We start from the raw sequence: 19,397 nt of genomic DNA, 5'->3' as shown, positions 1-19,397 counted from the left end.
CTACAGATACCGCCTTCAGAGACAAGCCCGCTTTCCTACAGCAGGTATCGACAGAGCCGACTTGGCGTCTTGGATGGCTAGCCGATAGGCTTTCTCTCGGCGGTGAAATCAGCGGCCCGGTGTCGAAGCCGGAACAAAATCAACATGGCGCAACCGCGCTCATTTGAGTGGCGGCTCTATTCTCGATATTGGAGTCGACAAATGCCTAACGACGTACAAATTCCTTCTGAAAGCTCTGCTTTCTTCACCCCCATCATCTTCACCCGCCACAACCGCTTCCTCCATGCCTTCATGCAAGACCACGAAGCCTGGTTCTGCGTGCAAGATCTCGGTCGCTTGATGGGTTACCCACTGAACGAACGCCTCACCCTGAAACTCGATCCCGACCAGCGTCGCAATGTCTTCCTGCGCAAGGACGGCGAAATCATCGATTGCGCGATGGTCAGCGAGTCTGGCCTGTTCGCCCTGCTCGTACATCACTTCGTCCCGGAAAACCGGCACCTGCGCCAATGGCTGAGCCATGAAGTCATCCCTATGCTGCGCGAAACCCAATCAAGTCCTGTGGAAAACCACCCGAGCCTGAGCTCAATGCATTGGGCAGGCGTCACCGTGTCGCTGCTGCACTGGCAACAGAAGGCGTGGGTCAAATGGCGGGATGTGCCGGAGTTGATGCACGGCCAACGGCCGTATCCGGTTCTGGCCACTTGCAGCTAAGCCTCATAAACAAAAAACCTGTGGCGAGGGAGCTTGCTCCCGCTGGGCGCGTAACGGCCCCTCTTGTAAAAAAGCAGGGGACTGCTGCGCAGTCCAGCGGGAGCAAGCTCCCTCGCCACAGGGTTACTCGTAGGTTGATTGACCTGTCCACCGTAAAAGCCAAATGGCTTTCACGGTGCCCACCCCAACGTTAAAACCGCGAAACACTCCGCATCGCATCCACCAGATAGCGCATCGCAATCCGGTCACTCTCCGAAAGCTCTCGATAACGCTCCACCAGTTTCAGTTCATCGGAGCTGAGCCGGCGTCTTTTGCGGCCGCTGCCCAGGCAGGGAAAGATGCCCAGCATGTCGGTGATGCCTTGTATTTTTGCCATGGACGATGTCCTTCTCGAATACGTCAAAGAACTGCTTAACCATCACATCGCCCTGCCCCTTACAGCAGCGCCGTGTGCCCTGCCGGCCAAATGGATCGCGCCGGTCATGCCCATAGAATAGAAATTAATTCGGCGCTGAAAAGCGGTTTTTAGAGTAATTAGTCGAGAAAAGCAGATATGCCGTGTAAATCAGAAGTTCCTGTCAGATTTTTAACCGACATGTCTTGTTTCATTGACACCCTCGGGCAGTGAATCAACGAATTTTGCAATTCGAGCGAACCGTTTAAGCTAGCGGGCATCTGTTTATAGTCCGTTGCGTTTGGCCGAAGGCTTGTCCGAACCGTTATTTCTGATCCAGCACGTGCCAGGAACGGCGCGGGATTGCACACGACAGGTTGTATTTATGCACCGCAGGAATTTGCTCAAAGCGTCCATGGCCATTGCGGCTTACACCGGTCTTTCGGCTACCGGCCTGTTGGCCACGCGTGCTTGGGCTGCCAATGGTGGCGCCGCCGATGGCGAGGCGCAGGCCTTCGATTTCGAGGCCCTGAAGCGCCAAGCCAAGCAGCTCGCTGGCAGTGCCTATCAGGACACTAAACAGGTGCTGCCGCCGACGCTGGCGACCATGACCCCGCAAAACTTCAACGCGATCCGCTATGACGGCGAGCATTCGTTATGGAAGGAAAACAAGGGCCAACTGGACGTGCAGTTCTTCCACGTCGGCATGGGTTTCCGCCAGCCGGTGCGCATGTACAGCGTCGACCCGAAGACCCGTACCGCGCGAGAGGTGCATTTCCGTCCGGCGCTGTTCAACTATGAAAACACTTCGGTCGACACTCAACAGTTGAAAGGCGATCTGGGTTTTGCCGGCTTCAAGCTGTTCAAGGCGCCGGAACTCGATCGCCACGACGTGGTGTCGTTCCTCGGCGCCAGTTATTTCCGTGCAGTGGATGCGACTGGCCAATATGGCCTCTCCGCGCGTGGCCTGGCGATCGACACTTACGCCAAGAAACGCGAAGAATTCCCTGACTTCACCAAATTCTGGTTCGAGACCCCGGACAAGAACGCTACACGCTTTGTGGTCTACGCCCTGCTCGATTCGCCGAGTGCGACCGGCGCTTACCGCTTCGACATCGATTGCCAGGCCGAGCGCGTGGTGATGGAGATCGACGCGCACATCAATGCACGCACCGCCATCGAGCAACTGGGCATCTCGCCGATGACCAGCATGTTCAGCTGCGGCAATCACGAACGCCGCATGTGCGACACCATTCACCCGCAAATCCACGACTCGGATCGCCTGGCCATGTGGCGCGGTAACGGCGAGTGGATCTGCCGACCGTTGAACAACCCGGCGACCCTGCAGTTCAACGCGTTTGCCGACACCGATCCGAAGGGTTTCGGTCTGGTGCAAACCGACCACGAGTTCGCCAACTATCAGGACACCGTCGACTGGTACAGCAAGCGCCCGAGTCTGTGGGTCGAACCGACCACCGCGTGGGGCGAGGGCTCTATCGATCTGTTGGAGATTCCTACGACCGGCGAGACGCTCGACAACATCGTTGCGTTCTGGACACCGAAAAAACCGGTGGCTGCCGGGGATTCGCTGAACTATGGCTACAAACTCTACTGGAGCGCACTGCCGCCAGTGAGCACGCCGTTGGCACGAGTGCAGGCGACTCGTTCCGGCATGGGCGGTTTCGTCGAAGGCTGGGCACCGGGCGAGCATTACCCGCCGGTATGGGCGCGTCGCTTTGCTGTGGACTTTACCGGTGGTGGTCTGGATCGACTGCCGCAGGGCACCGGCATCGAGCCGGTGGTGACGTGCTCGAACGGCAAGGTGCAGGATTTCAGCGTACTGGTGCTGGATGACATCAAGGGTTACCGGATTCTGTTCGACTGGTACCCGACCAGTGACAGCGTTGAGCCAGTGGAGCTGCGGTTGTTTATTCGCACCAACGATCGCACGTTGAGCGAGACGTGGTTGTACCAGTACTTCCCGCCGGCGCCGGATAAGCGTAAGTACCCTTGATGATGTAGCGCCTACACGGGCCTCATCCCCTGTAGGAGCTGCCGAAGGCTGCGATCTTTTGATCTTGTTTTTAACAAGCAAAATCAAAAGATCGCAGCCTTCGGCAGCTCCTACAGGTGGCATGTCAGCGGATTAGCGCAAGGAAATCAGAAAAAAAACCCGCCGGTTCAATGGCGGGTTTTTTATTGGCTGGCGACGGAGCGTCAATCAATCGCGCAAATCAGACTCATGAATCGGCTGATCCCGATGCGTCGCACGTTGATACTGCGCCGGCCACACCGCTTTGCGCCCACCCAGATCATCATCGGCATGCAGCGGCCAGTACGGATCACGCAGCAACTCGCGGGCGAGGAAGATGATGTCAGCCTGACAAGTGCGCAAGATGTGCTCGGCCTGCGCCGGCTCGGTAATCATTCCCACGGTGCCGGTGGCGATGCCTGACTCTTTGCGTACGCGTTCGGCGAAGCGCGTTTGATAACCCGGCCCGACGGGAATTTCGGCGTTGGCCGCCGTCCCGCCAGACGACACGTCGATAAGATCCGCGCCAAGCGTGTGCAGGCTTCGCGCCAGCTCCACGGTTTCATCAGGGTTCCAGCCGTCCTCCACCCAGTCGGTGGCGGACACGCGAACAAATAACGGCAACTCCTCCGGCCAAACCGCCCGCACCGCTTCCGTCACTTGCAGCACCAGACGAATACGATTTTCAAACGAACCACCGTACTGATCGCGGCGCTGATTGCTCAGAGGCGAAAGAAACTGATGCAGCAGATAACCATGCGCCGCGTGCACCTCAACCACACTGAAACCGGCCGTCAGCGCGCGTTTGGCGGCATCGACAAAGGCCTGGATGACGTCGGCAATCTGCCCTTCATCCAGCTGTTTCGGTTGCGTGTGTTGTGGGTCAAAGGCAATCGGCGACGGCCCGACCGGGGTCCAGCCGCCATCATCGGGTTTGACGCTGCCATGCTTGCCGAGCCATGGCCGATGGGTGCTGGCCTTGCGCCCGGCGTGGGCCAGTTGAATGCCGGCGACCGCGCCTTGGGAGGTAATGAAGCGCGTGATGCGTTGCAGCGGTTCGATCTGTTCGTCGTTCCACAGGCCAAGGTCTTCGGCGGTGATCCGCCCGTCGGCAGTGACCGCCGTGGCTTCGGTGAAGACCAGACCGGCACCACCCACCGCACGGCTGCCGAGGTGCACCAGATGCCAGTCGTTGGCCAGGCCGTCGACGCTGGAGTACTGGCACATCGGCGAGACGGCGATGCGGTTCGGGAGGGTCAGTTGGCGTAGGGTGAAGGGTTCAAGCAGCAGACTCATGGGGCACCTCTCAAATCAGTGGGCAGGCTCCAGGGTTCTGTTTGAATAGTCGACGAGTGACAGGAAAAAGGTGCAGCACCCGCCCCCGCGGGCAAAAAATTCGACAAGACGTCACAAGGCCAATCAAGCAGTGCTTAGAGCCTAGTCGACAACGGGGGATCGGGGGAAATTCAAGAAAAGATCGCAGCCTGCGGCAGCTCCTACATTGGAATGCGGTTTCCTGTAGGAGCTGCCGCAGGCAGCGATCTTTTGATCTTCAGCGTGGTTCGATATGGGCAATCATCAACTGAACAGTCTCATTACCCCGAAACTCGTTAACGTCGAGCTTATAGGCCAGTTCAACCCACTTGATCGTCGGATTCGGCCAGATATCCCGGTCAATCCCAAACGCGATGCCATCCAGCTTCACCGAGCCACACTCGCTCTTCAGCACCACTTTCAGATGCCGCTCGCCAACAACCCGCTGCTCAACCAACTGAAACACACCGTGAAACAGCGGCTCAGGAAAGTGCTGCCCCCAAGGCCCGGCATGGCGCAGGGCGCGGGCCAGTTCGAGGTGGAATTCTTCCACCGCCAGCGTGCCGTCCGATAGCATGCGCCCGGTCAGGTCTTCCTCGCGAAGTTGCCTACGCACTTCCGCGTCGAATGCCTCGGCGAACAGCGGAAAATTCTCCTGCGGCAAGGTCAGACCAGCAGCCATCGCGTGGCCACCGTACTTGGCGATCAGGGTCGGATGCTGCGCCGCCACGACGCTCAGCGCATCACGAATATGGAAGCCCTGCACCGAACGCCCCGAGCCTTTGAGCAGGCCATCACCGGCATCGGCGAAGGCGATGGTCGGGCGGAAATAACGCTCTTTCATGCGTGAAGCGAGAATACCGATCACACCTTGGTGCCATTCCGGATCGAACAGGCACAGACCAAACGGCATCGACTCCACCGGCAAGTCCTTGAGCTGCGCCAGCGCTTCACGCTGCATGCCCTGCTCGATGGATTTGCGATCCTGGTTCATGCCGTCCAGTTGCGCGGCCATTTCCCGGGCCTTGTTGGCGTCGGCGGTGAGCAGGCATTCGATGCCCAGGCTCATGTCATCCAGACGTCCGGCAGCGTTCAGGCGCGGGCCGACGATAAAACCGAGATCCGTCGAAGTGATGCGGCTGGCGTCACGCTTGGCCACTTCAAGAATCGCTTTGATCCCTGGCCGTGCGCGACCGGCGCGAATTCGTTCGAGACCTTGATGCACCAGAATCCGGTTGTTGGCGTCCAGCGGCACCACGTCGGCGACGCTGCCCAGCGCGACCAGATCAAGCAGTTCACCGATGTTCGGCTGCGGCTTGTTCTCGTACCAGCCGAGGCTGCGCAAACGCGCACGCAACGCCATCAATACATAGAAAATCACTCCGACGCCGGCCAGCGCCTTGCTCGGGAATTCGCAACCGGGCTGGTTCGGGTTGACCAGCGCATCGGCCTGCGGCAGTTCATCGCCGGGCAAGTGGTGGTCGGTGATCAGAACCTTGAGCCCGGCATTCTTCGCCGCCGCCACGCCCTCGACGCTGGAGATGCCGTTGTCGACGGTCACCAGCAAATGCGGTTCACGGGTGAGAGCGACTTCGACGATTTCCGGGGTCAGGCCGTAGCCGTATTCAAAACGATTCGGCACCAGATAATCGACATGCGCCGCACCGAGCAAACGCAAACCGAGCATGCCAACCGAGCTCGCCGTGGCGCCGTCCGCATCGAAGTCGCCGACGATGAGGATGCGCTGGCGTTGCTCCAGCGCCGTCACCAGCAAGTCCACCGCCGCGTCGATGCCCTTGAGCTGCTGAAACGGGATCAACCGCGCCAGGCTCTTGTCCAGTTCTGCCTCGGACTGCACGCCCCGCGCCGCATACAGGCGGGTCAGCAGCGGCGGAATATCACCCAGAAAGGGCAGCGTGGCAGGCAGTTGACGAGGTTCGATGCGCATGGGGTGACGGAGACTTCTCTTTAATACGTGGGATTATTCAGTTGAAGACGCGGGATCAGCCGCGTTCACCTTGCAGCCATTGCAACTGGACTTCGTGCTGACCACGGTCGTCGGTGACGAAGATCGTCCCTTCGCTGATCATCACGTCCCACTTGATAACGCGAGGCATGTCCTTGGCCAGCGTCTCCAGCACTTCCTGCGGGACGGCGGCGATGTTGACGTTTTTCAGGTTCTTGATCGCCGGGATCACTTTGGTTTCCCAGACGCGCAGGCTGCCGTAGGCCAGCAGGCTGGTGCGCTCGGTGCGACGCGAGCACCAGGTCAGGCGATCGGCGTCTGGCTGGCCGACTTCGATCCAGTGCAGAACACGGTCGTCCAGGCTCTTTTCCCACAGCGCAGGTTCATCCACGTCTGACAGACCGCGACCGAACGACAACTGCTCGTTGTACCAGAGGGCGTAGGCCAGCAGCCGCACGGTCATGCGTTCTTCGGTTTCCGAAGGGTGACGGGCGATGGTCTGCTTGACGCTCTCGTAGACACTGCGGTCGAGGTCGGTGAGGTTCAGTTCAAATTTGTAGGTAGTGGACGGCTGGGCCATGAACGGGCTTCTTGATACGAGGAAAGTCGGCAAGTCTAACCGATGCGGTAGGCAATCATCGAATTGATGGCGATCAACCTGCGGCGTCTGACAGCCGGCTATGTTAAAACGCTGTATCCGCACAGCCTTGTCCTACAGGATTCAGTATGCCGTTCGCCAACAAGCCGCTCAGCGGCGTGAAAGTCATTGAATTGGGTACATTGATCGCCGGGCCGTTTGCCTCGCGCATTTGCGGCGAGTTTGGCGCTGAAGTGATCAAGATCGAATCGCCGGACGGCGGTGATCCATTGCGCAAGTGGCGCAAACTGTACGAAGGCACATCCCTGTGGTGGTTCGTCCAGGCGCGCAACAAGAAGTCGCTGACGCTGAATCTCAAGCATCCTGATGGCCTGGCGATCCTGAAAAAACTGCTCAGTGACGCCGACATCCTCATCGAGAATTTCCGCCCCGGCGTGCTGGAAAAGCTCGGCCTCGGTTGGGAAACCCTGCACGCGCTGAACCCGAAACTGGTGATGGTGCGTCTGTCCGGCTTCGGTCAGACCGGGCCGATGAAAGATCAACCGGGCTTCGGCGCGGTGGGCGAGTCCATGGGCGGTTTACGCTACATCACCGGTTTCGAAGACCGTCCGCCGGTGCGCACCGGGATTTCCATCGGTGATTCGATTGCCGCGCTGTGGGGCGTGATCGGTGCGCTGATGGCGTTGCGTCATCGCGAGGTCAACGGTGGACTCGGCCAAGTGGTCGATGTTGCCTTGTATGAAGCGATCTTCGCGATGATGGAAAGCATGGTGCCGGAGTTCGATGTGTTCGGTTTCATCCGCGAGCGCACTGGCAATATCATGCCCGGCATCACGCCTTCTTCGATTCACACCAGCGCCGACGGCAAGCACGTGCAGATCGGCGCCAATGGCGATGCGATCTTCAAGCGTTTCATGCTGATCATCGGCCGCGAAGACTTGGCCAGCGATCCGGCGCTGGCCAGCAACGATGGCCGCGACAGTCGCCGCGACGAGTTGTACGGCGTGATCGATCGCTGGGTCAATTCACTACCGCTGCAAACCGTACTCGACCTGCTCAATCAGGCCGAAGTGCCGGCCAGCCGGATTTTCAGTGCCGAGGACATGTTCAGCGATCCGCAGTACCTGGCCCGGGAAATGTTCCTGCAGGCCAAGCTGCCGGATGGCAAACCCTTCAAGATGCCCGGTATCGTGCCGAAACTCTCTGAGACACCCGGCTCCTCCGAATGGGTCGGACCGCAGCTGGGTGAACATAATGCGCAGGTACTTCACGATCTTGGCTACGACGAGAAGCAGATCGCCCGGCTGCGCGAAGACGGAGCCATTTAAGCTGAAGCGCCGGCAGACATCGCACGCCAACCGCGCCCACCACTGGTGGACGTGGCGGCTGTTCGGCCTGTTGTTTTTGCTGGCCTCGCCAACGTGGGCGCAGGCGAAGCCGACGTTGATCTGGTTGCTGCGCGACTTGCCACCGATGACGATTTTCGAAGGCCCGAAAAAGGGCCAGGGCGTGATCGACCAATTGATGCCGCAGTTGATCGCCGGCATGCCGCAATACGAACACAAGCTGATGCGGGTCAACCGCGCACGCGGTTTGCAAATGCTTCACGAAAATCCCTTCGCCTGTGACCCCGCACTGCTGTGGAACAAAGAACGTGCGCAATGGGTGGCTTATTCGATTCCGGCGATTCGCGCGGTGAGCAACGGTCTGGTGGTGCGCCAGCAAGATCGCGCGGTACTCGCACCGTATCTGGTCGACGGTGAAGTGGATCTGTCGGCGCTGCTGGGCGCTACCGAACGCAAAATCGGTGTGGTGGCGGAACGCAGCTATGGTGAATTCATCGACACGCTTTTGCATGAGGCGCCGAGCGGTGCGCTGACCGCGCATTACGGCAACGATGCGTTGACCAACCTGTTGTCGATGCAACGACTGGGTCGACTGCAGGTGGTGTTGGGTTATTGGCCTGAGATTCGCTATCAGGCGAAACAGGCGCAGATCAATGAAGATGAACTGGAGTTCTATCCGATTCAGGGCAACGGCAGATATTTGTCAGGCTACGTGGGATGTTCCGACACCACACAGGGACGTCAGGCCATCAGCGAGATCAACCAGTTGCTGCGCACCCTGCCCCATGAACACTTGAATCAGCTCTACGCCGCATGGCTGGATCCCGACAGACGTGAGGATTATCTGCAGGAGGCGCGCGCCTTTTTCGAACACCAGGCTGCGCACTAGGCAAATTCCAGGCAAAAGAAACCCCGAGAAGTGGGGAGACGACTCGGGGTTAAACGTGGCCTATATCAAGACCCGTAGCAGCAAGCGACAAGCACCGGAGCACAATGCTTGATCCTGCTGTTATGGGGTCTGACTGACAGGGATGCCGGAAGGTTCCCACAAAAAATATTTCATCTTCACAGCGCCGGACGTTTATCCAGGGCCGCATTGCGCAAGGCCGCGATGACACAGGGTTCCAGCCGCCCTTCGGCGATCAGGATGTCACGGTGCAAACCATCGACCACGTCGGTCAGCTGACGTTTGTCGGTCAACTGTGCCTGATTGAATTGGCGCTCCACGACGATGGCGCCGCTGCTGTTCTTCAAGCTCACCAGGCATTCGCCGTGGGCACCGCTTGGAGACAGGGAAACCTGATACGGGCTCAGAGCCTCACCGAGCAATAGACTGATACTTTCCATCTCGATCTCCACTCAATAGTCCGAAAACATTGTGTCTGGGGCATGTCCACAGTAAATGACCACCGGCCCGAGAAGAAAGTTCTGAATACTGGACTCATCCCTGAGTTGTCACCGGTCTGTTGAAGCATGCACGGCGGAGATGACAGAAACATAACCGCCCGCTTCACGCGCGCGACGGATGCCTGGCCTTCATCAGGTAGCCGTCGAGCATTGCTCTCATCAGCACCGCTGAAACCGGTGTGTACAGTCGCCCCAGCAGTTGCAGGTCATGCGCTTGCAGCATGGCCTCGAGATCGCTGAGCAACCCCGGCGGTGCCCGGCCCAGCAGAATGACGGCGTGAGCCTCCTGCCGCTCTGCCAGTTGACGAATGAGCGCGATCCCTTCACCGCCGCTGTGCTGTGGATCGCAGATGGCGATATCGATCATCGCGCGGCGCGCCAGCGAGCGGCGTGCCGACGCCAGCGACGAAGCGGTCAGGACATCGTAGATACCGACCGCATTGAGCATCTGATGCAGGGCCATCAGTTGATAAGGGTCGGGTTCGAGAATCAGGACTTTGAGCGAGCGCATGGCGACCTCTGTGACGGCAATCGCGGACTCTCCCGCAGTAGTTGTTCACTCTAGGGCAGCCTCTTGCGGCCTCCCATCGGAAAAGGCGGCGCGTGACATAGGAATTTTCCCAATTTCACTCAGGACATCAGCCTCTCGATGCATCGTCGCCCGGCGTGATATCGGTCCAGCCGCCCAACAAACCGCGCAATTGGCCATCGGCACTGTAAAAAGGCACCGTCCATTGGTAAATCTCCCGGTGACCGCTGCGAAGTTGCAGGTGGCGTTTGCTGAAGCGCGTTCTGCGCGTTTGCAGTTGCTCCATGAATTCTTCATGGAGCACACCGGCAGTGTTTTCCGGCACCGCATCCACATCAATCAAACGTTGCCCCTGAACCTGATCGAAGCGGATCGACAACGCCTCTTCATAGCTTTTGTTGCACAGGGTCAGGCGCCCTTCCAGATCACGGACGAACACCGGATCGGGCATCGCATCGAGCAGTGCCCGCTGGAACACCAATTGATCGTCCAGACGCTTTTCGACGTCGCGGCGCCGCTTGATTTCAACCGTCAACCGGCGATTCCAAAGCAGCGATAACGTACCAAAAACGCAGCCGGCAAACAGTCCCCAGAAAATCAGTTGAGTCCGACTCTGCTGTCGCTTCGACGTCCGCTCCGCGCCAATGCCACCCAGCCATTTCTGGCGAATACTGCGTAACTCGGCGGCCGGAAAAGCTTCCAGTGCCTTGTTGAGGATACCGAGCAATTCGGGCTGGCCTTTGCGCACGGCCAAGTGGTCGGCCTCCCACTTGCCCTCCAGCAACTCACCGACATGCAGCAGTCCCGAGGGAAACAGTTGCGCGCCGATTTCGTTTTCGATGGTGACGTAGGCTTCGCCACTTTCAACCAGTGCCCGGGCTTCGGCGTAGGTTTTTACCGAGCGTATTTCGATTGAGGGGTAATCGCGGCGAATAGTGCTTTCCAACGCGTGTCGTGCTGGCAACACCAAGACTCGCTTGGCCAGTTGCTCAAGCGATTGCACCGCCGGCTCGCCCGCGCGCCCGACAAATACCCAACCGGCGCCGCCAAACGCATGGCTGAAATCCAGCGTCAGCCTGCGCTCATCGTTGACGGCCAAGGTTGTGCTAATGTCCGCGCTACCGTTTTCAAGGTGTTCAAGCATCCGGTCGGTGGAAAACGACTCTCGAAAAACAAAGCGCAGACCGGTCATGGCGCTGATGCGCTTGAGCACATCGCTATTCAAGCCGTTCCAGTGGCCGTGCTCATCCTGGAACAGGTACAACGGGTATTGCACCGATGCGACGATGACGGCGGGGTTGTCACGAATCCATTGACGCTCGTGTTCATCAAGCTGCACCGGCCGGACGCTGGGCGCCGGATCTTCGTTCAGCACCAGGTGTGCCGCTACGCCAATGCGCCAGCAACTCAACAGACTCACCAGAAGAACCCCGTTCAGGGTGTGTATCCATCCTCTCTCAAACAGCATTTGCCACTTCCTTCGTGATCGACTCACCCGTCCTTACATGGGCGAAAACCCGAGCAGTGTGGCAGCAGAAACAAAAAAGCCCGTCAGGAGACGGGCTTCAAAATGTGACAGCTTTTACAGGCTTAAAGCGGCTTGCCGCGGTTGCCATGCTGGCTGACAAAGGCTTGCACGGCCGTCAGCTCGTTTGGCAGAACGGTGCAACGCTCGTTTCGCTCAAACAAATCAGAAAGATGTGCAGGTAGTTCGAGCTCTTTTCCTACACCGGCTTTTTCCACTGCATCGGGGAATTTAACCGGATGAGCAGTGCCGAGGATCACCATCGGGATATCCAGGCTGCGGCGGCACTCGCGCGCAGCCTTGACGCCAATGGCGGTGTGCGGGTCCAGCACCTCGCCAGTCTGCTCGTAGACTTCAGCGATGGTTTCGCAGGTCTGCGCATCATCCACAGCCAGCGAGTCGAACAATTTGCGAGCTTCGGTCCAGCGCTCTTGCTCGACGCTGAAACCGCCACCCTGTTTGAACGAGTCCATCAGCCCGGCGATTGCCGCACCGTTACGACCGTGCAGGTCGAACAGCAGGCGTTCGAAGTTCGACGAGACCATGATGTCCATCGACGGCGACAGTGTTGCGTGCAGGGTGTCCTTGACGTACTGATTGCCGCTCATGAAGCGGTGCAGGATGTCGTTGCGGTTGGTGGCGACGATCAACTGGTTGATCGGCAGGCCCATGTTGCGTGCCAGGTAACCGGCGAAGATGTCGCCGAAGTTGCCGGTTGGCACCGAGAACGAGACCGAACGCGCCGGGCCGCCCAACTGCAGGGCTGCGTGGAAGTAGTAAACGATCTGGGCCATGATCCGCGCCCAGTTGATCGAGTTCACCGCCACCAGACGCGTGCCTTTGAGGAAGCTCTGGTCGGCGAAGCTGTTCTTGACCATTTCCTGGCAGTCATCGAAGTTGCCTTCGATGGCGATGTTGTGGATGTTCTCGCCGAAAATCGTGGTCATCTGCCGGCGCTGCACTTCAGACACACGGTTGTGCGGGTGCAGGATGAAGATGTCGACGTTTTCGCAGTGCTTGCAGCCTTCGATGGCGGCCGAACCGGTATCACCGGAAGTAGCGCCAACGATTACGACGCGCTCGCCGCGCTTTTCCAGCACGTAGTCGAGCAGACGACCGAGCAGTTGCAGGGCGAAGTCCTTGAACGCCAGGGTCGGGCCGTGGAACAGCTCCAGCACCCATTCGTTGCCGTTCAACTGACGCAGCGGCGCTACGGCGCTATGCGAGAACACGCCGTAGGTTTCTTCGAGAATCTTTTTGAAATCGGCATCCGGAATGCTGCCGGTGACGAACGGGCGCATCACGCGGAAGGCCAGCTCGTGATACGGCAGGCCGGCCCAGGAAGCGATTTCTTCCTGAGTAAAACGCGGCAGGTTTTCCGGAACGTACAGACCGCCGTCGGTCGCCAGACCAGCCAGCAGGACGTCTTCGAAATTCAGGGCCGGTGCCTGGCCGCGGGTACTGATATAACGCATAAGGGCAAACCTTCGGTTTGAGCTACAAGCTGTGAGCTGCAAGCTACAAGTGAAAAGCGGCTCTGCTTTTACTTGCAGCTTGAAGCTGAAAACTTGCCGCTGCTGTTAATTCAAGTGTTCGACGCGGATCCGTACGACCGGACCGTTGACGCCGGCCAGCGCTTCGAGGGCGGCGATGGCATCGTTGATGCGCTGCTCGACCACGCGGTGGGTCAGCAGGATCATCGGCACCAGACCGTCGTGTTCCTCGACTTCCTTCTGCATGATCGACTCGATGTTGATGCCGCGCTCCGAGAGGATGCTTGCCACCTGAGCGAGTACGCCCGGATGGTCCTTGGCCTGAATGCGCAGGTAGTAAGCGCTTTCGCAGGCTTCGATCGGCAGGATCGGGTGAGCCGACAGCGAGTCAGGCTGGAAGGCCAGATGCGGCACACGGTTTTCCGGATCGGAGGTCATCGCACGAACCACGTCGACCAGATCAGCAATCACCGACGAAGCGGTTGGCTCCATGCCGGCGCCCGCACCGTAGAACAGCGTCGAACCGGCGGCGTCACCGTTGACCATCACCGCGTTCATCACGCCGTTGACGTTGGCGATCAGGCGATCGGCCGGGATCAGCGTCGGGTGTACGCGCAACTCGATGCCGGCGGCAGTGCTGCGCGCCACGCCGAGGTGCTTGATGCGGTAGCCCAGCGCTTCGGCGTAGTTGACGTCGGCGGTGGTCAGCTTGGTGATGCCTTCGGTGTAAGCCTTGTCGAATTGCAGCGGAATGCCGAACGCGATGGAAGCCAGAATCGTCAGCTTGTGCGCTGCGTCGATGCCTTCGACGTCGAAGGTCGGATCGGCTTCGGCGTAACCCAGGGCTTGCGCTTCGACCAGCACGTCTTCGAACGTACGGCCCTTCTCGCGCATTTCGGTGAGGATGAAGTTACCGGTGCCGTTGATGATCCCGGCCACCCAGTTGATGCGGTTGGCGGACAGACCTTCACGGATCGCCTTGATCACCGGAATGCCACCGGCCACCGCCGCTTCGAACGCCACGATCACGCCTTTCTCGCGTGCCTTGGCGAAAATCTCATTACCGTGAACGGCGATCAACGCCTTGTTCGCGGTGACCACATGCTTGCCAGTCTCGATGGCCTTGAGTACCAGCTCGCGGGCAACGGTGTAGCCGCCCATCAGCTCTATGACGATGTCGATCTCAGGGTTCGTGGCCACTTCGAAGACATCGTTGGTAATCGCAATACCGGTCGTCTGGAACTGAGGCTTTGGCGTGCGCATGGCAATTTGTGCCACTTCAATCCCACGCCCGGCACGACGAGCAATTTCCTCGGCGTTGCGCTGAAGTACGTTGAAGGTACCGCCACCGACGGTCCCTAACCCACAGATGCCTACTTTGACCGGATTCACTGTGAACTCCCCATAAAACGGCCGACTCAGGGTCGGCCGGAAAACAACCGCGTGCTCGCGGCTCTCTATTGATGGCCCGGCGATGTCGCTGCCGGACCATGATCGTCAAAGGCTGACCGTGACGATGCGAATTACTTGGCGCCCAGCGCCAGTTTGGCGACTTGTGGCGCAGGCTGGTAGCCCGGAATGACCTGTCCGTCGGCCAAAACGATGGCCGGTGTACCGTTCACGCCGATCGACTGACCGAGGGCGAACTGTTTGGAAACCGGGTTATCGCACTTGGCGGCCTTGATTTCCTTGCCGTCGACCATTTTGTCCATGGCAGCTTTCTTGTCTTTCGAGCACCACACGGCCTGCAGTTGCTCGTCACCCGGCGAGCCGAGGCCCTGACGCGGGAACGCGACATAGCGCACTTCGATGCCGCGCTTGTTCAGCTCGGGCACTTCGGCGTGCAGTTTGTGGCAGTAAGGGCAGGTGGTGTCGGTGAACACGGTGATGTGCGACTTGGTCTCGCCCACAGCCGGGTAAACCACGGTCTCGGCAACCGGAATGTCGTTGATCAGTTTGGAGATGCCCAGGCGCTCGGTCTTCTCGGTCAGGTTGACCGGTTTACCGTCCTTGAGCTGGAACAGGTAGCCCTGAACCACGTACTGGCCATCGGCACTGGCGTACAGCACACGGCTGCCCTTGAGCTTGACTTCGTACATGCCCGGCAACGGGCTGGCGGAAATGCTCTCTACCGGTACATCGAGCTGGAGGTTTTCCAGGCTTTTACGAATGGCTTTGTCGGCCGCGTCATCGGCGACGGCAAAGGTGCTGACCAACGCAATGGCTGCGGCGGCGAAAATCTGGGTCAGACGCATGAGAACTCCTGAAGGCGGACAAATGAAACGATCAGAACGCCCGTGCCGGAACACCGGGTCATAACCGTCCATCGTGCAAACCGGCAAAGCCTAACACATAAGGCCACGGTGACCGAATGCGCCTGTTGCCACTCATTACTCCCACCTTATGTAGGAGCTGCCGCAGGCTGCGATCTTTTGATCTTGATCTTAAAAACAGAATCAAAAGATCGCAGCCTTCGGCAGCTCCTACAGGGGGAGAGGTGTGGTTAGCCTCTTGGGTGGTGTTTGGCGTGCAGGTCTTGCAGCCGGGCGCGGGCGACGTGGGTGTAGATTTGCGTCGTCGAGAGGTCGCTGTGGCCGAGCAGCATCTGCACCACGCGCAGGTCGGCGCCATGGTTGAGCAGGTGCGTGGCAAACGCATGACGCAAGGTGTGTGGCGACAGCGACTTGCCGATCCCGGCGACCTTGGCCTGATGCTTGATGCGGTGCCAGAACGTCTGCCGGGTCATCTGCTCACCGCGCTGGCTGGGGAACAGCACATCACTGGGACGACCACCGAGCAACTCGCCGCGACCATCGCGCATGTAGCGTTCGATCCAGACAATCGCTTCCTCGCCCATCGGCACCAGCCGCTCCTTGCTGCCTTTACCCATGACCCGTAATACGCCCTGGCGCAGATTGACCTGCTCCAGTGTCAGGCTGATCAGTTCGGTCACGCGCAGGCCGCAGGCATACAGCACTTCAAGCATGGCGCGATCGCGCTGGCCGATCGCTTCGCTCAGATCCGGCGCCTGCAGCAGCGCCTCGACGTCGGCTTCCGACAGGGATTTGGGCAGCGGTCGGCCCAGTTGCGGCATGTCGATGCGTAACGTCGGATCGACACTGATGAGCTTTTCCCGCAGCAGATAACGAAAAAAGCCACGCACACCGGAGAGAAATCTCGCGGTTGAGCGTGGTTTGTAGTTTTGCTCCAGACGCCAGGCCAGATGATCGAGGATCAATTCGCGACCGGCGTTGATCAGCTCCAGGTTTTTTTCCTGCAGCCAGCCGTTGAACAGCGCGAGATCGCTGCGATAGGCGTCGCGGGTGTTATCGGACAGGCCCTTTTCCAGCCACAAGGCGTCGAGGAATTGATCAATCAGTGGATGGTCGATGGCAGGCATGGGCGCTCAAGACACACAGCCTCAAGGACTGTGCGCAAATGTAGAGTGAACTGTAGGAATGGGCGCTAGTCTTTCATAGCCCGCTATTTCAAGGAACAGGGAGCATCAATGAACGAGCAGCAAATTCTATTGGCATTTGGCGGGATTGGCGCCGCGGCGCTGGGTTGCCAATGGCTGGCATGGCGCCTGAAGCTGCCAGCGATTCTGTTTCTGTTGTTGACCGGCATTCTGGTCGGCCCGGTGCTGGGCTGGCTCGACCCGCAGGAAATGTTTGGCCCGCTGCTGATGCCGCTGGTGTCGCTGGCGGTGGCGCTGATTCTGTTCGAAGGCAGCCTGACCCTGCATCTGTCTGAATGGCGGGAGATCGGTAGCGTCGTCCATCGACTGGTGACCATCGGTGCGATTTCGACCTGGGTGGTCATCGCGGTGGCGACTCACTTTCTACTGGGTTTCGACTGGATGCTGGCGATTCTCTTCGGCAGCCTGACGCTGGTCACCGGGCCAACAGTGATCGTGCCGATGCTGCGCGTGGTACGACCGAAAGCCTCGATTGCCAACATTCTGCGCTGGGAAGGCATCGTCATCGATCCGATCGGCGCCCTCCTCGCCGTGGTGGTCTACAGCTTCATCATTGCCAGCGCTGAAGGTCATGGCCTCAAGCAAAGTCTGTTGACGTTTGGCGGGGTGATTGCCTGTGGCGCGGTGTTCGGCGTTGTCGGTGGCTGGCTGCTGGGTACGGTGATCCGCCGACAATGGCTGCCGGAATATCTGCATAACCTGGCGTCGCTGGCGGCGGTGCTGGGGATTTTCATTGCCTCCAACGAGGTCATGCACGAGTCCGGTCTGCTGGCCGTGACGCTGATGGGCATGTGGCTGGCGAACATGAAGGGCGTGGATGTGCGGCATATCCTGCACTTCAAGGAAAACCTCAGCGTGCTGCTGATTTCCGGGTTGTTCATATTGTTGGCGGCGCGTCTGGATTTGTATGCGCTGATCGGGCTAGGGCCGTTGGTGCTGATTCTGCTGCTGGTGATCCAGTTGATCGCCCGGCCGCTGAACGTGTTGCTCAGCACGGCCGGTTCCAGCCTGAGCTGGCGCGAGCGTGCGCTGCTGTGCTGGATCGCCCCACGCGGGATTGTTGCGGCCGCGGTGTCGGCGATTTTTGCGATTCGTTTGCATGAGGCCGGGCATGAAGGTGCACTGCTGCTGGTGCCGCTGACGTTTGCGGTGATCATCGGCACCGTGGTCCTGCAAAGCGCGACTGCACGACCGCTGGCGCGATTGCTGAAAGTCGCCGAGCCAGCGCCGAGTGGCTTCCTGATGGTCGGTGCCAACGCCCCGGCGCGCGAGTTGGCCAAGTCGCTGCAACAACTGGGCAGTCGGGTGCTGCTGACCGATTCGAGTTGGGAAAACATTCGTGCGGCGCGCATGGAGGGTTTGCCGACCTACTTCGGCAATCCGGCTTCGCAGCATGCCGATGCGCATCTGGATCTGGTCGGACTAGGGCATTTATTGGCGCTGTCGCCTTCAGGCGAACTGAATACCTTGGCGGCAATGCGTTTTCGCCATGACTTCGGCCATCAACGCTTGTTTGGCCTGGCCAGTGGTCATGAGAGCCGCCGCAGCGACAAACATCGCGCGAGCCTCGAGCATCGGGGCAATCAGCTGGGCAGCGAGGCGTTTACCTACGCGAAACTGGCCAGCCAGATGGGTCAGGGCGCCGAGTTGTACAGCACGACATTGACCGATGGATTCGGCTGGGAGGATTACCGCGCACTGCATGGGAATCGTGCGACGTTGCTGTTCATGCGCGATGACAGCGGCTGGGTGCATGTGGTGACGCCGGAGACGGCGGTTAAACCTGGGTCGGGGTGGACGTTGCTGGCGTTGATTCAGCCTGAGGTCAGCGGCGCCTCTTAAATCGAATCGCGAGCAGGCTCACTCCTACAAGGGAACGCATTCCAAATGTAGGAGTGAGCCTGCTCGCGATGGCCGCAACGCGGTATCAGGTCACGCAGCAAACCCCGGCAGCACCGGCACCGGCCGTTTGTCATCATCAATGGCGACAAAGCTGAACTGCCCATGGATCGCCTTCTCGCGACCATCACAGCTCATGCTTTCGACAAACACCTCCACCTCGACCTTGAGGCTGGTGTTGCCGACCTTGATCACCTTCCCCACCAACTCAACGATCGATCCCGCCGGGATCGCGTGGTTGAAGTCGATGCGGTCGGTGGACACGGTCACCAGCGGCAAGCGGCAGAAGCGTGTGGCGGTGATGAAGGAGACTTCGTCCATCCATGCCAGCGCAGTGCCGCCGAACAGGGTGTTGTGGTGGTTGGTGGTCGGCGGGAAGACGGCTTTGGTGACGCGGGTTACCGAGAGTTCGGTGCGGCGTTCGATTTCCTGGTCGCGGGGGGTCATGGCAATTGCTGCTCGTGTATACGGGTGCCAAGCAAAGCAAGATCAAAAGATCGCAGCCTTCGGCAGCTCCTACAGGGGGGAATGGGAGGAATTTTGGGCAACAAAAAAGCAGCCCGTAGGCTGCTTTTTTCTGCATCGGAAGCTGGACTTAAGCCAGTTTTTCCTTGATGCGAGCTGCTTTACCCGACAGGTCGCGCAGGTAGTACAGCTTGGCTTTACGTACGTCACCGACACGTTTAACAGCCATGCTGTCGA

The 19,397-nt window shown here is 59.3% G+C and carries 18 protein-coding genes; 5 read left to right on the top strand and 13 right to left on the bottom strand.

Going from position 1 to position 19,397, the window contains the following annotated elements:
- Nucleotides 1-201 precede the first annotated feature (201 nt).
- The gene (locus ACIPZE_RS26895) at nucleotides 202-714 is read left to right on the top strand and encodes a Bro-N domain-containing protein (protein ID WP_283437562.1); all 513 of its coding nucleotides are present in this window, start codon (nucleotides 202-204) and stop codon (nucleotides 712-714) included.
- Between the two features lie 190 nt (nucleotides 715-904).
- Here ACIPZE_RS26895 and ACIPZE_RS26890 read toward each other — a convergent pair whose 3' ends face one another.
- Nucleotides 905-1,090 (bottom strand): hypothetical protein, encoded by a 186-nt coding sequence (locus ACIPZE_RS26890; protein ID WP_103306409.1) that lies wholly within the window; start codon nucleotides 1,088-1,090, stop codon nucleotides 905-907.
- A gap of 403 nt (nucleotides 1,091-1,493) precedes the next feature.
- Here ACIPZE_RS26890 and ACIPZE_RS26885 point away from each other — a divergent pair, with 403 nt between their 5' ends.
- The gene (locus ACIPZE_RS26885) at nucleotides 1,494-3,122 is read left to right on the top strand and encodes a glucan biosynthesis protein D (protein ID WP_064120576.1); all 1,629 of its coding nucleotides are present in this window, start codon (nucleotides 1,494-1,496) and stop codon (nucleotides 3,120-3,122) included.
- 207 nt (nucleotides 3,123-3,329) lie between these two features.
- Here the strand turns inward: ACIPZE_RS26885 and ACIPZE_RS26880 are convergent, their stop codons facing one another.
- The 3 genes from ACIPZE_RS26880 to ACIPZE_RS26870 form a co-directional block, all read right to left on the bottom strand.
- The gene (locus ACIPZE_RS26880; RefSeq protein WP_400776423.1) at nucleotides 3,330-4,436 is read right to left on the bottom strand and encodes an NADH:flavin oxidoreductase/NADH oxidase; all 1,107 of its coding nucleotides are present in this window, start codon (nucleotides 4,434-4,436) and stop codon (nucleotides 3,330-3,332) included.
- 256 nt (nucleotides 4,437-4,692) lie between these two features.
- Nucleotides 4,693-6,402, bottom strand: coding sequence for a single-stranded-DNA-specific exonuclease RecJ (gene recJ / locus ACIPZE_RS26875; RefSeq protein WP_283437565.1), 1,710 nt, complete (start codon nucleotides 6,400-6,402; stop codon nucleotides 4,693-4,695).
- Between the two features lie 55 nt (nucleotides 6,403-6,457).
- Nucleotides 6,458-7,000, bottom strand: a complete 543-nt coding sequence (locus ACIPZE_RS26870; RefSeq protein ID WP_007908961.1) for a YaeQ family protein — start codon at nucleotides 6,998-7,000, stop codon at nucleotides 6,458-6,460.
- Between the two features lie 146 nt (nucleotides 7,001-7,146).
- Between ACIPZE_RS26870 and ACIPZE_RS26865 the strand changes: the two genes are divergently transcribed.
- Both ACIPZE_RS26865 and ACIPZE_RS26860 read left to right on the top strand, forming a co-directional pair.
- Nucleotides 7,147-8,346, top strand: coding sequence for a CaiB/BaiF CoA-transferase family protein (locus ACIPZE_RS26865; protein ID WP_283437566.1), 1,200 nt, complete (start codon nucleotides 7,147-7,149; stop codon nucleotides 8,344-8,346).
- Entirely contained in the window at nucleotides 8,273-9,253 is a 981-nt protein-coding gene (locus ACIPZE_RS26860) for a TIGR02285 family protein (RefSeq protein ID WP_400776420.1), read from the top strand. Before ACIPZE_RS26865 ends, ACIPZE_RS26860 begins: the two co-directional genes overlap by 74 nt.
- Before the next feature lie 176 nt (nucleotides 9,254-9,429).
- On the opposite strand, the gene ACIPZE_RS26855 is transcribed toward ACIPZE_RS26860, so the two are convergent.
- The 7 genes from ACIPZE_RS26855 to xerD form a co-directional block, all read right to left on the bottom strand.
- A complete protein-coding gene (locus tag ACIPZE_RS26855; RefSeq protein ID WP_129389626.1) occupies nucleotides 9,430-9,711 on the bottom strand; it encodes a DUF3509 domain-containing protein in 282 nt (93 codons plus the stop codon).
- Nucleotides 9,712-9,874: 163 nt separating this feature from the next.
- Entirely contained in the window at nucleotides 9,875-10,282 is a 408-nt protein-coding gene (locus ACIPZE_RS26850) for a response regulator (RefSeq protein WP_283437568.1), read from the bottom strand.
- A gap of 127 nt (nucleotides 10,283-10,409) precedes the next feature.
- On the bottom strand, nucleotides 10,410-11,768 hold the full coding sequence (locus tag ACIPZE_RS26845) for a transporter substrate-binding domain-containing protein (protein WP_283437569.1): 1,359 nt from the start codon (nucleotides 11,766-11,768) through the stop codon (nucleotides 10,410-10,412).
- A 122-nt stretch (nucleotides 11,769-11,890) separates the two neighbouring features.
- Nucleotides 11,891-13,300 (bottom strand): threonine synthase, encoded by a 1,410-nt coding sequence (gene thrC, locus ACIPZE_RS26840; RefSeq protein WP_400776417.1) that lies wholly within the window; start codon nucleotides 13,298-13,300, stop codon nucleotides 11,891-11,893.
- A gap of 105 nt (nucleotides 13,301-13,405) precedes the next feature.
- Nucleotides 13,406-14,710 (bottom strand): homoserine dehydrogenase, encoded by a 1,305-nt coding sequence (locus ACIPZE_RS26835; RefSeq protein WP_400776415.1) that lies wholly within the window; start codon nucleotides 14,708-14,710, stop codon nucleotides 13,406-13,408.
- 131 nt (nucleotides 14,711-14,841) lie between these two features.
- Nucleotides 14,842-15,573, bottom strand: coding sequence for a bifunctional protein-disulfide isomerase/oxidoreductase DsbC (dsbC, locus tag ACIPZE_RS26830; RefSeq protein ID WP_129389611.1), 732 nt, complete (start codon nucleotides 15,571-15,573; stop codon nucleotides 14,842-14,844).
- 248 nt (nucleotides 15,574-15,821) lie between these two features.
- Nucleotides 15,822-16,718, bottom strand: a complete 897-nt coding sequence (xerD, locus tag ACIPZE_RS26825) for a site-specific tyrosine recombinase XerD (RefSeq protein ID WP_129389608.1) — start codon at nucleotides 16,716-16,718, stop codon at nucleotides 15,822-15,824.
- Nucleotides 16,719-16,826: 108 nt separating this feature from the next.
- Between xerD and ACIPZE_RS26820 the strand changes: the two genes are divergently transcribed.
- Nucleotides 16,827-18,638, top strand: coding sequence for a sodium:proton antiporter (locus ACIPZE_RS26820; RefSeq protein WP_283437571.1), 1,812 nt, complete (start codon nucleotides 16,827-16,829; stop codon nucleotides 18,636-18,638).
- 90 nt (nucleotides 18,639-18,728) lie between these two features.
- On the opposite strand, the gene ACIPZE_RS26815 is transcribed toward ACIPZE_RS26820, so the two are convergent.
- Both ACIPZE_RS26815 and ACIPZE_RS26810 read right to left on the bottom strand, forming a co-directional pair.
- Nucleotides 18,729-19,142 carry an acyl-CoA thioesterase gene (locus tag ACIPZE_RS26815; protein WP_042557826.1) on the bottom strand — a complete coding sequence of 138 codons (414 nt, stop codon included), beginning with the start codon at nucleotides 19,140-19,142 and terminating at the stop codon, nucleotides 18,729-18,731.
- Nucleotides 19,143-19,290: 148 nt separating this feature from the next.
- A partial coding sequence (locus tag ACIPZE_RS26810; protein ID WP_400776437.1) for a 50S ribosomal protein L19 occupies nucleotides 19,291-19,397 on the bottom strand: 107 nt, incomplete at its 5' end.

The sequence above is a fragment of the Pseudomonas sp. NPDC089741 genome (assembly GCF_044748825.1).
Taxonomy (GTDB): Bacteria; Pseudomonadota; Gammaproteobacteria; order Pseudomonadales; family Pseudomonadaceae; genus Aquipseudomonas; species Aquipseudomonas helmanticensis.
Note: the sequence above shows the minus strand (reverse complement) of the source record. Positions and strands in the feature narration are given on the sequence as shown.

Bases quoted from the DNA above. Each gene is read 5' to 3' on its own strand.
- ACIPZE_RS26895 (WP_283437562.1), top strand. From the start codon at position 202: ATGCCTAACGACGTACAAATTCCTTCTGAAAGCTCTGCTTTCTTCACC.
- ACIPZE_RS26890 (WP_103306409.1), bottom strand. From the start codon at position 1,090: ATGGCAAAAATACAAGGCATCACCGACATGCTGGGCATCTTTCCCTGC.
- ACIPZE_RS26885 (WP_064120576.1), top strand. From the start codon at position 1,494: ATGCACCGCAGGAATTTGCTCAAAGCGTCCATGGCCATTGCGGCTTAC.
- ACIPZE_RS26880 (WP_400776423.1), bottom strand. From the start codon at position 4,436: ATGAGTCTGCTGCTTGAACCCTTCACCCTACGCCAACTGACCCTCCCG.
- recJ (WP_283437565.1), bottom strand. From the start codon at position 6,402: ATGCGCATCGAACCTCGTCAACTGCCTGCCACGCTGCCCTTTCTGGGT.
- ACIPZE_RS26870 (WP_007908961.1), bottom strand. From the start codon at position 7,000: ATGGCCCAGCCGTCCACTACCTACAAATTTGAACTGAACCTCACCGAC.
- ACIPZE_RS26865 (WP_283437566.1), top strand. From the start codon at position 7,147: ATGCCGTTCGCCAACAAGCCGCTCAGCGGCGTGAAAGTCATTGAATTG.
- ACIPZE_RS26860 (WP_400776420.1), top strand. From the start codon at position 8,273: ATGCGCAGGTACTTCACGATCTTGGCTACGACGAGAAGCAGATCGCCC.
- ACIPZE_RS26855 (WP_129389626.1), bottom strand. From the start codon at position 9,711: ATGGAAAGTATCAGTCTATTGCTCGGTGAGGCTCTGAGCCCGTATCAG.
- ACIPZE_RS26850 (WP_283437568.1), bottom strand. From the start codon at position 10,282: ATGCGCTCGCTCAAAGTCCTGATTCTCGAACCCGACCCTTATCAACTG.
- ACIPZE_RS26845 (WP_283437569.1), bottom strand. From the start codon at position 11,768: ATGCTGTTTGAGAGAGGATGGATACACACCCTGAACGGGGTTCTTCTG.
- thrC (WP_400776417.1), bottom strand. From the start codon at position 13,300: ATGCGTTATATCAGTACCCGCGGCCAGGCACCGGCCCTGAATTTCGAA.
- dsbC (WP_129389611.1), bottom strand. From the start codon at position 15,573: ATGCGTCTGACCCAGATTTTCGCCGCCGCAGCCATTGCGTTGGTCAGC.
- xerD (WP_129389608.1), bottom strand. From the start codon at position 16,718: ATGCCTGCCATCGACCATCCACTGATTGATCAATTCCTCGACGCCTTG.
- ACIPZE_RS26820 (WP_283437571.1), top strand. From the start codon at position 16,827: ATGAACGAGCAGCAAATTCTATTGGCATTTGGCGGGATTGGCGCCGCG.
- ACIPZE_RS26815 (WP_042557826.1), bottom strand. From the start codon at position 19,142: ATGACCCCCCGCGACCAGGAAATCGAACGCCGCACCGAACTCTCGGTA.